This window comes from Peribacillus sp. V2I11, assembly GCF_030817135.1.
GTDB classification, from domain to species: domain Bacteria; phylum Bacillota; class Bacilli; order Bacillales; family DSM-1321; genus Peribacillus; species Peribacillus simplex.
This window is the reverse complement of record NZ_JAUSYW010000001.1, coordinates 3,779,852-3,794,007: the sequence shown is the minus strand read 5'-3', so window position 1 is coordinate 3,794,007 and position 14,156 is coordinate 3,779,852. Positions and strand designations below refer to the sequence as shown.

The following is a 14,156-nucleotide window of genomic DNA, read 5'->3' as shown; positions in this document are numbered from 1 at the left end:
TTTGCACAATCTCCATTTATATTTCATCTCCATTGATACAAGGAGGGATCATGATATACATGGAAATAAATATTTCATTTTTCTCCAAGTTATTCTTAGCCTGAGCAGTAAATGCCTTAAACGGAAAATCAGCCAAACCAAAAAGCTGCCTGGATTCATCCCGGCAGCTTCTATTTTCATTGCTTTGGAGCTAATTCAATTGCTGACTGAATGGCCGCAAGCATACTTTTTTCATCAGCGATGTTCTTCCCAGCGATATCAAAGGCTGCGCCATGATCTACGGAAGTTCGGACAATGCCGCCTGTGAGCCCTACTGTAATATTGACCCCAGCCTCAATTCCCATAACCTTGATTGGGGTATGTCCCTGATCATGATAACAGGCAATGACAATATCAAAATCTCCACGGCCAGCCCTGAAGAACAATGTATCTGCAGGAAGCGGCCCGCTTACATTGATTCCCTCACCCGTGCCCTTTCTATTCCAGGCAATAATTTCTCTTCTTCTTCACCATTTCCAAATAAGCCATTTTCCCCTGCATGAGGGTTTATACCATAAACAGCAATGCTTGGGTTTTGGAAGTCCGCCTTTGTCAGCGTTCAATATCCGCTTTTTCTGCAGTGGAGTTTTCGATACTGCTTCCTCAAACGAATAACAAAAGTGCGTCATTCCATGATAAACTATGTCATGTAAAAGTGTAAGAAATGTGCAGCTGCATTTAGTATTGGCGGCTTTCCCTTCTCAAAAAGAAAAGAAAGCCCTTTCATCACCATACATACTAGGGGGGAACATGATGAACACTCGAAGGAATATTTATTTTTTCCATGCACCGAATGCAGAGCTGCTTAGCAAGGTTGAATACTTGTCAGACTTGGCGAAGCAACATTCGTATGAAGTCATCCAGGATTTCACAAAAGCAAACATCATCGTAAGCATCGGTGATGACGGCACATTCCTGCAGGCAGCCCGTAAAACCGGGTTCAGGGATGACTGTTTATATGCGGGCATTTCCACCACAGGTAACTTGAATATGTATTGCGATTTCCACTTGGAAGACAGTGATAAAATGATCGATGCCATGACAAGAGAGCAAATAGAGGTGCGTAAATATCCAACCATCGATATCCAATTGGACGATCAGCCCTCCTTTTATGCCCTTAATGAACTCAGTATCCGTTCTTCCATCACCAAAACGTTCATCATGGATATTTTCATTGATGAACTCCATTTTGAAACTTTTCGCGGGGACGGAATCATCATTGCGACTCCGACAGGAAGCACCGCCTATAATAAATCGGTCAATGGGGCCGTTGTCGATCCCCTTCTCCCTTGCTTTCAAGTGAGCGAGCTTGCTTCCATCAATAATAATACCTATCGGACCTTAGGTTCCTCATTCATCCTAAGCGGTGATAAGACGTTGACCGTCCACCTTGAACAAAACGGACCAAGCTATCCGATCATCGGAATGGACAATGAAGCCTTAAGCATCAATCATGTCGAAAAGGTAAAGGTACGGTTAAGCGGTAAAGTCATCAAGACCGTTAAGCTAAGAGACAATTCCTTTTGGGAAAAGGTTAAAAGGACCTTTCTATAACGAACTAAAGGTACCGGGATGATAACCGGTACCTTTATATTTGATAAAAATCTTTCGTATTTTGATAAAGGATTTCATAGACATCCTCAATCGGCATTCCTTTAATCGAAGCAATTTGACGCACACTGTCATGCATCATGCCGGGATGGGTCCATTTCCCATTGAAAACCCCTTCAAACGGCCATGGGCCATCCGTTTCAATCATCATCAGCTTAAGTGGGTATGCCGAAACTAATTCCTGTATTTCCCTTTCATAACAAACATCAGGTGTAATCGAAATGCTGTAGCCCTTTTCGGCCATTCTTTCGACTGTCCGGATATCGCCTTTAAACCAATGAAAGTGTGCCTTTGTGATTTGATGCTTATCCAAAAGGTCGCAAACGATAGGTGCATCGTCATGGACGGCATGAAGGATAACCGGCTTTTCAACCTCTTTGGCTAGGGCCAGGAACCTCTCCAGTATCACTATATACGCTGAGTTATCAATATCGGGATTTTCCTGCCTTAAGTAATAGGGCAGCCCAACTTCACCTACGGCAACCATATCTTGATGATGTTCCCGCATCCAGTTCAATAATTCGTTCACTACTTCATCACTCGGAAGGGACTGCTCTGGATGAAAGCCAAAGGCAGGCTTAATTCGTGAATCCTTGAGTGAAAGCTGATAATTGTTAATCGAAGAAGCCAAATTCATGGAAACAGTCAGCAAGGATTCCATATGAACCTTTTCCATGTCTGTCAGGATCTGCTTCCGTTTACTTTCATCATACCGATCCAAATGGATATGGCTGTCGATCATTCTCAAGTTTAATCGCCTCCCTTAAGTAGAAAAAGTTGGCTTTAGTGCTGTATATAATTCTCTCTTCATATGAAAAAATTCATCACTGAGAAGCTGTTCTTCTCTTCTTGGCCTTGGAAATGGAACTTCCACTTCTTTGATGACAGCAGCCGGTTTTGCTGATAACACATAAATTCTATCTGATAGGAAAACCGCTTCATCTATGCTATGAGTAACAAAAAGCACCGACCTCCGATTTTCTTCCCAAACCGACAACAGCCATTTTTGCATTTGCAATCTTGTCAGTTCATCCAAGGCAGAAAAGGGTTCGTCCAGGCACATCAAGTCCTGTGGACTTAAGATACTCCGAATGAATGCTGCCCTTTGCTTCATGCCTCCGGATAATTCATGCGGATATGCTTTCTCGTACTCTTCTAATCCAGCTTTCATCAAAAGGGCTTTTGCCTTTTCTTTATCTCTGATCCCAGCAAGTTCACTTCCAAGTAAAACATTTTCCAATACCGATCTCCAAGGTAAAAGGGAAGGCTGCTGGGGCATATAGCTGATATGGCCCTTTAAGCCATTTATCTTTTTACCATCCAATGAAATGATGCCATGTTCCGGCTTCAAAATGCCGCCAATTAAGTGGAACAATGTACTTTTACCGCTGCCCGATGGCCCAAGGATCGTGACAAATTCCCCATCATCCACATGGAAATTCATATTCTCCAATATATTCTGTTTACCATCGAAAGAATAAGAGACGTCATCAATTTCCAGTTTCATCCTTTTCGCCCTCCTTTCTCTTCCAAGAAACTAAGTATTTCTCCAGGAAGGTGATGATTCCAAAAAAGATCAGACTCATTCCCATAATGATGAAAATGGCAACAAACACCCGATCTGTCCTGAACGCAGAGGAAGCGAGGGTCATATAAACACCAATCCCCGATTTTGCCCCAAGCCATTCCGAAATAACCGCACCCATTACACTATAGGTGGCCGAAATTTTCAGGCCGGAGAAAATGAGCGGGATCGAGTGAGGAAGTTCCAGCTTCCAAAATAACTGGTTTTTTCCCGCTCCCATCATCTTGAAATAATGCTTAAGTTCGTATGGTGTCTGGCGAAAACCGTCCAATGATGCAACCGCTACCGGAAAAAAACATACAAGCGAAATCACTATTAACTTAGGCAGCATGCCAAAGCCAAACCAGATCACCAAAAGCGGCGCCAAAACTATGATAGGTATATTTTGTGATAGTATGAGCAGAGGATAAACCGCGTCCTTCACACCTGGAAATAGGTGTAGGATTGCCGCGATTAATAAGCCGATGCAGCTTCCAATAAAAAAAACCCGACAACGCAAGCCCGGTAGTGGATATAAGTTGTCCGTAAAGATTGCGGTACGACTCCATTCCTTCAATGAAAATGGCCGATGGAGCGGGAAGCAGCCATTCTTCAACTTTCAATAAGACTGTCACTGACTCCCATACTATCAGCAACAATAATAAAAGAAAGAAGGGAGCCCCCTTCTTCCAAATTCCCCTTCCGATCATGCCCGATATTTCTCCGTTAACGTATCCATCGTAATCCCGCTTGGCTGATATAATATTTTCACTTGGGAAATGACATTCGGTGATCCAATTTCAATCATTCTTACATTCATTTTTTCTATCACGGCAAAAAGTTCGGAAAGCTCACCCTCCATTGTCGTTTCAAGCGGGTGAACCTCATACTTGACACCTGATTCTTCAATGATCTTGATTGCTTCATCCACCATGGGGATGACATTTTCCCCTTTAGGAATAATTTGGATACTAATTAATGAATTGGCCATTGTATTTCCTCCTATTTTGGTAAAAATTCATTGGTAAATGCCTTTTCAGGATCGAAATCACCTTCAAGAAGCTTATTTTCAGTCATCCAATCACTGTAATCCTTCCAGATTTCAAGCTTTTGTTCACCCCATCGCGGAGCATCATCCTGATACTTGGCTGCAAGCCACTCCTGGCTTTTCTTCACTAGTTTTGCATCAAGATCCGGTGCAGACTTAATTAACATGTCTGCTGCATCATCAGGATTCTTAATCGCAAACTGGTACCCTTTCGATGCTGCATGAACGAATGCTTTAACAGTCTCGGGATCCTCTTTTATCATCTTTTCATTTGTTGTCAAAACAGGCGTATAGTAATCAAGCTTATCAGAGTATTCGGTTAAGTAAACCATATTAAGCTTTTCATTTCGCAACTCGGCCTCAATGCCTGTCCATCCATAATAAATCCAGGCAAAATCTATATCCCTTTTAACCGAAGTGAAAAAATCCGTGTCTCCTGTATTGACTATGTCCACTTTATTTACATCCGCATTCTCTTTTTTCATGAGTGAATCTATAATGGCCTTTTCAACTGGAGACCCCCAGCCACCATACGTTTTCCCTTCAAAATCCTTTGGAGTTTTAATGTTCTTTGCCTCAGGGGAAGCGAATCCAGAGGTATTATGCTGGATGACGGCAGCTACCGAAACAATTGGCACGCCTTGCACGCGGGCCTGCGTAATGCCCTCCTGGTAACTCACGCCAAATTCAGATTTCCCTGAAGCGACAAGCTTATCAGCTCCAGCTTCACCCGGCATGATAATTTCCACATCAAGACCTTGTTCTTTAAAATAACCTTTTTCCTTGGCTACATACAATCCTGTATGGTTTGTATTCGGTGTCCAATCGAGCACGACCGATACCTTTTTTAATTCTTCATTTCCTTCATTTTTGGATGCTTCTTCTTTTTCATTAGTTCCGCCTGCACCGCATCCAGCCAAAAGGAACAATGAAGTTAACAGTGGTAAGAATTTATTCAAGTTTTTATCCTCCTACACATCATATAAGATCCATATGCCGGAACCATAATGGGGACTCCAGGTTCTATTCAAATACTGGATAAAAAAGCAAAAAACGCCCGAAGATGAATTCGGACGTTAACATACAAAACAGAAAGTCAGTAATAATATGTTCCCTCCGCTGGCATCATCCAGATCAGGTTCAAAGAGTCAGCATCTAAAGGATGCAATCTCAGCCAGCAGTACTGGCCCCCCTACATTTCTCGCACATATGAACATTTCTCTCTCATTATATCAATTCATAGGGAAAAAGGAATACTAATTTGCTTCTTCTCACTAATTGGAAAGGTATTCCTTGCACTTTAGGATATCTAGCAAAACATCTTTTGAACGAAAAATCATTGAAAGCAAAATAATTCTGCCGCTTTTCATTTCCAATCATTCTTGGCTGACACGTTCCAAATAGTCATTTCTTTGCTGGTATTCATATAATGAGCATTACCTGTAGACATTTCTGTTTACTGGTTTTATAAACCCTTAATTTCATAAGCAAAAGGTGGATATGATCATGATAAAGATTAATCACAAATGGTTAGATGTCAGTCAAATCCAACCAGGTATAGCATCTACTAAATCGCTTGAAATTCTTCAATTGCTGGCGGAAGATTCTAACGTTTTTGAATACCGGAACTTTGGAGATTTCAATTTCGAGATACAACTGAGGAACCGAGTCATTGAGGCAGCTTTTGCGTTGGACAAAAGTGATGCAGAATTTTCCACACTTGAGGAATCGGAATGCAATAATCAATATTGGCGCCTTTCCAAGGGTGGCACCTTTACACTTCAGCCAGGGATTCTCCCTCATGCAGCACTCGTTGACATTTTCATAAATGGAAGGCTTTATGCTTTCGAATGCGGGACAGCGATAGTCGTCACTTTTTTAAAGGCCATTTTGGATTTGATCGGCCCTAGGAATTTCGACCATCTTTTTTCAGACCTATTTTTATATGACTTTCGCCCTCCACAGAATATGGCTCTCATTATTCATCAAGGAAGGGATTATTTACCAGGTGATTGCGTTTACTTCAAAAACCCTGATCACGACGAGGCAACTCCTGAATGGCAAGGTGAAAATGCCATATTATTAGGGAGAAACCTCTTTTATGGCCATGGAATCGGGATTACCAGTTCACAGGGAATCATCGATGAATTAAATAGCAATAGAATGCCGAACGCCACCATATCGGCATTCCTGACAGATCATATCATTTTCCTGGATAGTTCCTTCTATAGACAATTCCAAATAAATATCCCCCGTGCAAAGCCCGATCACAGTCCTGTCAGCCTTTCCAATTGTATTGTTTCTGAAATAGGACCGAAGATTTACCTTTCATGACCCTGGCATTTCCCCTATGCCGTAAAACCGTTTTATTAAATACCGGAATAAAAAAATGCTTGGGAGGATCTCCCAAGCATCTTTTTATTATTCACGCACCAATATTCCCTTTGCCTTTGAACCTGCGGGCACTTGCCTGACCCCATTTCGTTATGGATAGTGTATAAACAGCCAAGGCTGACCATATGAACAAAAAGGCTAAAAGATGTGCTTTGGTAAAACTTTCATGATAGACGAATACCCCGATCAATAAAGATAAGGTCGGAGCGATATACTGAAAAATGCCAAGCATCGATAACGGGATCTTCTCCGCCCCTTTTGCAAAATATAAAAGCGGCAACGCCGTGACAATCCCGCCGCCCACCAATAGCAAGCTTGTGCTTCCCTCTGTAAAGAATTGCATTTCCGATCGGTTCATCAAGTATATCAGGTAACCCAGGGCCAGAGGCGTTACCATCATCGTTTCGAGCGTCAGCCCGATCGCCGACTCGGCCTTGATCATTTTTTTTGCCAGACCGTATAATCCAAAGGTCATGGCCAAAACAAGAGAGATCCACGGAATCGTGCCGAAATGAATGCCAAGGATCAAGACTCCGGTTCCTGCAAGCAGGAATGAAATGATTTGGGCCCCGCTCAATTTTTCTTTTAAGACTATCACTCCCAATAGTACACTGACTAGCGGATTGATATAATATCCAAGGCTCGTGTCGAGGATCCGTCCTGAGTTAACGGCCCAGATGAACACTCCCCAATTAGCTGTAACAAGCAGTGACGCCGTTAGTAATGCCACACAGAGTTTGGGGTTTCCCATTATGTTTTTGACATAATCAAGAAACGCTTGCCACTTTTTCATGAACATCAATAAAACCAGCATGAACACGAAAGACCATAATACCCTCTGAGCCAAAATTTCCGTTGCACCGACTCCCTGAAGGAACTTCCAGTAAATCGGCACGATTCCCCACATCATGTAAGAAAGGGCAGCATAGATCGCCCCTTCTTTTTGTTGATCGACTTTCATAACCTTCCTTCTTTCCATTTACATTCCTTTATCTAATTCCATCTAACAATTTTGTATGTCCATTTCTTTTTTAGCAACTGTTATTTTTTATCATACATGATTTTGTCATCGATGACCGTCATGACAGCCTCGGCTTTTAGGAGATCATCCGGCGCTGCAGCAAAGACATCAAGATTAAACACGGTAAAATCGGCATCGTACCCTTTAATGATCACACCGCGACGTTTTTCCTGGCCGATTGCTGCAGCACTCCCTTTTGTATACAGTGCAAAGGCCTCGTAAACGGAAAGCCTTTCACCAAAACCATAAACGGTACGGTCCTCACTGTTGATTTTCATCCTTGTGACAGCTGCATGAATGCCCAAAATTGGATTCAATGGCTCAATGGGTGCATCCGACCCGCCCGCACAAATGATGCCCAAATTCAAATAGGTTTTCCAGGCATAAGAGGACTCCAATAGATTGGCTGGAACCTTTTCTTCCACCCACGGAAAATCGGACGGGACGAAACCCGGCTGGATATCAAAGATTACCTGCAGCTTTGCCGCCCGCTTCAACAGCTCCGGCCGGACAATCTGCGCATGGATGAGCCGGTCCCTCTGTCCCTTTTTCGGGGGGAGGGCTTCAATTGCATTCAAGACGTATTCAAAAGCGAGATCGCCAATCGCATGGACAGCAATCGGCATTCCGGCATCCCTTGCTTTTTTCACCCATTCCTGAAGCTCTTTTTCAGTGAATATCGCGACTCCATTCGTATTCTTTTGATCTACATATGGCTCGCTCAACAGGGCTGTGCGTCCGCCTAATGAGCCGTCGGTAAATATCTTCATGCTGTCGAATTTGATATATCGCGTACCTTTCTGATAGCCGCCGCCTGCTGCCAGCATTTCTTCAAACGCTTCGTGATGGACGAGTAAATTGGCGCGAAAGGCCATTTCCCGGTCCTCGATTACCGATTTAAACGCCTGATATGTCGGCATGAAGCCATTGTAATAATGGAGGTCCTCAGTATGTCCGCCAGTCAAACCTAGCTTATATGCGTCTTCTATGGCCTCTGCGAGCGCGTTTTCGATATACTCTTGATCAATGCCGGGAAGACTGTCTAAAATAAGGTTCTGCGCCTGACTTTCTTTAAATAAACCATTTAAACGTCCGTCAGGATAACGGCAGATCACCCCGCCTGAAGGTTCTTTAATATCTTCTTTAATATCCGCTTCCAAAAGGGCACGGGAATTGACCACCAAGGCATGACGGCAGATCCTTTTCAATACGATGGGATGTTCTTTCGATATTGCGTCAAGCTCATCCCGTAATATCAATTCAGGACTCGGCCATTCGTTTTCATTCCACCCTTCGGCAACAATCCACTTTCCAGCCGGGGTCTTTGAGCACTTTTCCTTCAAGGATTTCATGATGGACTCCCTGCTATCCATCAAAGAGAGGTCTAAACGAAGCAGCCTTTCACCATGCCCGACCAAATGAAGGTGACTATCCACTAACCCTGGCAGCATCGTTTGTCCTTTTAGGTCGATTTCCCTGGAAATATTGCCGGCATATTCATTTTTCAAATGGTCCAGGCTGCCGGTATCAACAATTACCCCCTTTTCAGTGAAGACTGCCTCCACGTGATCGTTTTCTTTAACCATCGTATAAATCGACCCATTGAACCATAACGTTCCCATTCCGGCTTTACACTCCTTATTAAATGATTGTTACTGTGCAGATATGCAGTAAGTGTACCATCTCATATCACGAATTCCCATATTTATGCTTTTATCCAAGCCCCCGTCAATAAAAAAACGCCAGCCATGGGGGCTGACGGCAATGCTTTCGATCAATTGTTAAGGAGTGCTTCTTCCCTTTTCCGTAAATCCACCCGTTTGATTTTACCCGATGTCGTTTTGGGCAGCTCTTCTAAAAATTCGATTTTCCTTGGATATTTATATGGGGCAGTCAATTCTTTCACGTGCGATTGAAGCATCTTGATCAAGTCTTGGCTGTTCGGATCGATATCATCCATCAAGACTACATATGCCTTGACCACATTGCCCCTTATTTCATCAGGACTTGCTATAACGGCACACTCTTTAACATATGGATGCTTAACGAGTGCATCTTCCACTTCAAACGGTCCAATTGTATATCCCGAGCTGATGATGATATCATCAGAACGACCCTCAAACCAGAAATAACCATCCTCATCCTTTTTCGCTTGATCCCCGGTGATATAATAGTCCCCACGGAATTGCTGCGATGTTCGCTCGGGATCTTTAAAATATTCTTTAAAGAGTGCAGGTGTATCGACATGTACGGCAATATCCCCCACTACGCCAGGAGAACAGGGTTTACCGGAATCATCAATGATTTCCACATGGTTGCCCGGAGTAGGTTTGCCCATGGAGCCCAATTTAATTTCCATGCCTTTCGTTACACCTACCAACAGGGTATTTTCGGTCTGTCCATATCCATCACGCACTTCAATATGGAAATGGTTTTTAAAGACCTCGAACACTTTTTGATTTAAAGGCTCACCCGCTGATACTGCACTATGAAGATGTGATAAATCATAGTCATCAAGGTTATCCACCTTTGCAATCAATCGATACTCGGTTGGTGTGGAGCATAATGCATTCACTTTGTAGTCCTGAAGCAGCTGAAGATATTTTTTCGCCTCGAACTTCCCATGATAGGCAAGGCCGGTCGCTCCTGTTCCCAGAACCGCCAGGAAAGGACTCCAGATCCACTTTTGCCAACCTGGGCCTGCAGTGGCCCAAACCACATCCGTTTCGCTGATGCCCAGCCAGTTTGCAGCAGACGTTTTCAAATGGGCATAAGCCCATCCATGTGTATGGACGACCCCTTTGGGATTTCCTGTCGTTCCGGAAGTATACGATAAGAACGCCATATCCTCACTCTTCGTGTCGGCCATAGTCAGTTGATCGGATTCCACATCGGCAAGCTCATTCAAATCCAGCCAATTTTCGATTCGTTTTCCGATTGAAAATTTCAGGAGGCTTTTCGCCCCTTCTATTTCATTCAATTCATGAGTATATTCATGATAACTGATGATTCCTTTGACATCACCATGGTTGACTCGATACTGCAAGTCCTTCGCACGAAGCATTTCAGAACAAGGGATAACAATCATGCCAATTTTCAATGCGGCTAAATACACTTGATAAGCTTCCACCAAACGAGGGATTATGATAAGGACCGTATCACCTTTACCCAGTCCTTTTTTCTTGAAGGCATTTCCAATTTTATTTGCACTTTTTAATAAATTCTCATATGTAAGTTGTTTTTTATCTCCGGTTTCGTTCTCCCAAAGTACGGCAACTTTTTCTGGATCTTTTGCATAACGTTCCATTTCACTCACTAAGTTGTAATGTTCCGGAGCCAATAAGTCTTCACGCTTCATATTCTTCCCCTCCAATTATGAACTCTTAGTACCTACTCATTATACAAGATATTTCCCTAATATTTCTATGTATTTTAACAAATAAATAAAGAGAGCGGGTGTTAGAACCCGCTCTCTGCAGACTGTAGACAAACTCAAAGAAAAGCGAGTTTGCCTGTTTTTTATTTATTTTCAATTGCTTTCAGAAATCCGCTCCCTTTCCGCCGACTGTCTGCCAAGCCTCATCATAGCAAGCATCTGTGGGGTCTCGGCTAGCCAGTTTTTCGGCAGGAGTGTCGCAAATTTCTTCAATCCAGTGAGTTTTCATATTATATACAACAGTAAAAAATCATGTAGTATAACAAAGTTTTGTTTAAAATAATGGTCCGCACTTTATTCGGCCGCTCACGAATTTTGTCCGCAAACTTAAAGAGAGCGGGTGTTAGAACCCGCTCTCTGTAGCCATATTTATTAAATTATCTGTTGAATCCTCCGCCTAATTGTTGTTCAGCCATTTGAACAAGGCGTTTTGTGATTTCTCCACCAACTGAACCGTTAGCGCGAGATGTTGTGTCGGCACCAAGTTGTACGCCGAATTCTGTAGCGATTTCATATTTCATTTGTTCAAGAGCTTGTTCAACTCCAGGTACCAATAATTCGTTTGAGTTGTTGTTGTTTGCCATGTGTTTTTCACCTCCTTGTGATTATAGAGTGTGTTAAAACACATGGCTTCATTCGCACTATTTCATTGGTAATTACAGGATATTAAAATAAGTCTTCCATCGCTTCTTCCTTATCGAAAGTCTGACCAGGTTTAACCGTCAATACTTCTGTTTCGGAGACCGCTTTTTCAATCAAGGATTCAAAGTCGACGAAGCTTTCATAGTAATTGACTTTTTCACGTTTCGGTTTCGTTTTTGGGCTTGCCGGCGTAAAGACCGTACAGCAATCCTCGTATGGCAGGTTGGATATTTCAAAAGTATCAAGCTCTCTTGCAATTTTGATGATTTCTGTCTTATCCATGGTAATCAGCGGACGCAGGATCGGTGTATTCGTCACCTCATTGATGGCAAACATGCTGCTCATCGTCTGGCTTGCAACCTGTCCAAGGCTTTCACCGGTAATCAGTGCCATGGCTTCTTCCTTTTCACGGATTCGATCGGCGACCCGCATCATTAAACGACGGGTTGTAGTCATTGAATAGTTTTCCGGGATTTGTTTTTGAATCAATAATTGGATTTCCGTAAATGGAACGATATGCACTTTCATGCTTCCATTTATTTCTGCCAGCTTGCCCGCCAAATCAATGACCTTTTGACGTGAACGTTCGCTTGTGAACGGTGGGCTGTAAAAATGGATCGCTTCCACGTCCAATCCCCGTTTCATCGAAAGGAATCCCGCAACAGGACTATCAATCCCGCCTGAAAGCATCAGCATCGCCTTCCCGCTTGAACCGAATGGAAGACCGCCTGCCCCTTGGATGATTTCACCTGTCAAATACACGGCTTCGCGTCTCACTTCCACTAGCAGGTTCAAATCAGGGTTCTTTACATCCACTTTTAAATCTTCTGTATTTCGAAGCAAATGCCCGCCGATCGCCCTGTTAATTTCATCGGTATTATATGGAAAATCCTTGTCCGCGCGTTTTGTCGTGATTTTGAACGTGTTTACCTCCTCAAGAGTATGATTAAGGTAATACAATGCTGCCGTTTTCATCACTTCCAGATCACGCTCTATTTTTATCGCAGGGCTTAATGACTGAATTCCAAAAATGCCTTTCAATCGGTCAATGACAGGCTTATGGTCCGCACCGTTCAGGAGAACGTACATCCGCTCCCGGTTGGCTGTAAGAACTACGCCCTCTATATCTTTTAAACTCCAGCGGATATGTGCCTTCATTTTGTCTACAAAGCCTTTACGGTTTCTCTTTTTCGTGGAGATTTCTCCATAACGGATAATTATATGATCAAATTTCATTTTGCAACCCTCATTATTTTTTCTAAATTAGCGACTATTTTCTGTATCGCCGCCAGAACTTGCTTTGCTTCTTCCATTTCATTGCCATAGGTAGTACTAATTCGGATGACGCTTTCGGAACGAGCTGAATTATGGAACATCGCATCCACCGTTTTACTTATCGACCTTTTTTTCGAAGAACAGGCACTAGTCGTCGAAACATATATTCCTTCCGATTCAAGTGCATGCAGCAATACCTCGGATTTAAGTCCCGGAACGGAAAAATTCACAATATGGGGTGCACCCTCTTCGGGACTGTTAACCAACACCCCGTCCATTTCCTTCAAACCTTTATATAAATAAGTTTTGATTTGCTGCAGTTTATCATGATACAGCAATTGATTGTTCATACTAATACGCAAAGCCTTCGATAAGGCGACGATTCCCGCGACATTTTCGGTGCCGCTCCTGATTTTCGTTTCTTGATTGCCGCCATGGAAAAGAGGATCGACCCGAACGCCTTCACGAACATAAAGGATGCCCGTCCCCTTCAAGCCGTGAATCTTGTGGCCGGAGATTGTACATAAATCCACATTGGCATCACGCAATGATAACGTAACTTTGCCTGTACCCTGAACATTATCGACATGAAAGAGCACGTTTGGGTATTGTTTTAACAATTTGCCCACTTCAGCAATCGGCTGTATCGAGCCAACTTCATTATTAACATGCATGACGGAAACCAAAATGGTATCTTCCCTCAATGCATCCTTAAGATCCGTTACATCAATTTGCCCAAATTCGTTAACGGGAAGATATGTGATCTCATAACCCATTTTCGTCAATGATTGGCATGCATCCTCTACAGAAGGATGTTCAATCGCTGTCGTGATTATGTGTTTGCCGCGATTTCCCTGAGAGTGGACGGCCCCTTTAATGGCAAGATTATTTCCTTCCGTCCCCCCGGAAGTGAAATATATTTCCGAACTCTTCACCTTTAATAAATCAGCGATCTGCTTTCTTGCAGCGGAAAGCAGTTTTTCGGATTGCACCCCAAGTCCATGAAGCGAAGAGGGGTTCCCGAAATAGTCCGAAGTTACCTTCATGAATGATTCGATTACTTCGGGGTATGGTTTTGTCGTTGCACTATTGTCAAAATAAATCATGGGTTCACCTTCCATGTTTT

Annotated in this window: 12 protein-coding genes, 2 pseudogenes and 1 riboswitch; of the genes and pseudogenes, 2 read left to right on the top strand and 12 right to left on the bottom strand. The window is 43.0% G+C overall.

Features of this window, described 5'->3' with window-relative positions; all coding sequences use genetic code 11:
- Nucleotides 1–176: 176 nt before the first annotated feature.
- Nucleotides 177–550 (bottom strand): annotated as a pseudogene (locus tag QFZ73_RS18545) (4-hydroxythreonine-4-phosphate dehydrogenase PdxA).
- Between the two features lie 242 nt (nt 551–792).
- Here QFZ73_RS18545 and QFZ73_RS18540 point away from each other — a divergent pair.
- A complete protein-coding gene (locus tag QFZ73_RS18540) occupies nt 793–1,593 on the top strand; it encodes an NAD kinase (protein ID WP_307269221.1) in 801 nt (266 codons plus the stop codon).
- 34 nt (nt 1,594–1,627) lie between these two features.
- Here the strand turns inward: QFZ73_RS18540 and QFZ73_RS18535 are convergent, their stop codons facing one another.
- The 5 genes and pseudogenes from QFZ73_RS18535 to QFZ73_RS18515 all read right to left on the bottom strand — a co-directional run bounded on the left by QFZ73_RS18535 (nt 1,628) and on the right by QFZ73_RS18515 (nt 5,221).
- Nucleotides 1,628–2,392 (bottom strand): TatD family hydrolase, encoded by a 765-nt coding sequence (locus QFZ73_RS18535; protein ID WP_251429499.1) that lies wholly within the window; start codon nt 2,390–2,392, stop codon nt 1,628–1,630.
- A gap of 21 nt (nt 2,393–2,413) precedes the next feature.
- Complete coding sequence (locus QFZ73_RS18530; protein ID WP_251429316.1) at nt 2,414–3,157, bottom strand: ABC transporter ATP-binding protein; 744 nt, start codon at nt 3,155–3,157, stop codon at nt 2,414–2,416.
- Nucleotides 3,141–3,924: pseudogene (locus QFZ73_RS18525) on the bottom strand (ABC transporter permease). The gene QFZ73_RS18530 and the pseudogene QFZ73_RS18525 overlap by 17 nt, the downstream one beginning before the upstream one ends.
- Nucleotides 3,921–4,205 (bottom strand): thiamine-binding protein, encoded by a 285-nt coding sequence (locus QFZ73_RS18520; protein WP_034309193.1) that lies wholly within the window; start codon nt 4,203–4,205, stop codon nt 3,921–3,923. Before QFZ73_RS18520 ends, QFZ73_RS18525 begins: the two are co-directional and overlap by 4 nt.
- A gap of 11 nt (nt 4,206–4,216) precedes the next feature.
- Nucleotides 4,217–5,221 carry an ABC transporter substrate-binding protein gene (locus tag QFZ73_RS18515; protein WP_251429322.1) on the bottom strand — a complete coding sequence of 335 codons (1,005 nt, stop codon included), beginning with the start codon at nt 5,219–5,221 and terminating at the stop codon, nt 4,217–4,219.
- 135 nt (nt 5,222–5,356) lie between these two features.
- Nucleotides 5,357–5,466, bottom strand: a riboswitch (TPP riboswitch).
- A gap of 302 nt (nt 5,467–5,768) precedes the next feature.
- Here QFZ73_RS18515 and QFZ73_RS18510 point away from each other — a divergent pair.
- Nucleotides 5,769–6,596, top strand: coding sequence for a protein-glutamine gamma-glutamyltransferase (locus QFZ73_RS18510; RefSeq protein WP_307269216.1), 828 nt, complete (start codon nt 5,769–5,771; stop codon nt 6,594–6,596).
- A gap of 91 nt (nt 6,597–6,687) precedes the next feature.
- Here QFZ73_RS18510 and rarD read toward each other — a convergent pair whose 3' ends face one another.
- From rarD to QFZ73_RS18480, 6 genes are all read right to left on the bottom strand, one after another.
- Complete coding sequence (rarD, locus tag QFZ73_RS18505) at nt 6,688–7,617, bottom strand: EamA family transporter RarD (RefSeq protein WP_307269213.1); 930 nt, start codon at nt 7,615–7,617, stop codon at nt 6,688–6,690.
- Nucleotides 7,618–7,697: 80 nt separating this feature from the next.
- Nucleotides 7,698–9,299, bottom strand: coding sequence for an amidohydrolase (locus tag QFZ73_RS18500; protein WP_251429331.1), 1,602 nt, complete (start codon nt 9,297–9,299; stop codon nt 7,698–7,700).
- A gap of 152 nt (nt 9,300–9,451) precedes the next feature.
- Nucleotides 9,452–11,035, bottom strand: a complete 1,584-nt coding sequence (gene mbcS, locus QFZ73_RS18495; protein WP_307269208.1) for an acyl-CoA synthetase MbcS — start codon at nt 11,033–11,035, stop codon at nt 9,452–9,454.
- Nucleotides 11,036–11,490: 455 nt separating this feature from the next.
- Nucleotides 11,491–11,697: an alpha/beta-type small acid-soluble spore protein gene (locus tag QFZ73_RS18490; RefSeq protein ID WP_251429337.1), complete on the bottom strand. Its 207-nt coding sequence runs from the start codon at nt 11,695–11,697 to the stop codon at nt 11,491–11,493.
- Between the two features lie 82 nt (nt 11,698–11,779).
- A complete protein-coding gene (gene thiI, locus QFZ73_RS18485) occupies nt 11,780–12,991 on the bottom strand; it encodes a tRNA uracil 4-sulfurtransferase ThiI (RefSeq protein WP_251429340.1) in 1,212 nt (403 codons plus the stop codon).
- Nucleotides 12,988–14,136, bottom strand: coding sequence for a cysteine desulfurase family protein (locus QFZ73_RS18480; RefSeq protein ID WP_251429343.1), 1,149 nt, complete (start codon nt 14,134–14,136; stop codon nt 12,988–12,990). The genes thiI and QFZ73_RS18480 overlap by 4 nt, the downstream gene beginning before the upstream one ends.
- Between the last annotated feature and the right edge of the window lie 20 nt (nt 14,137–14,156).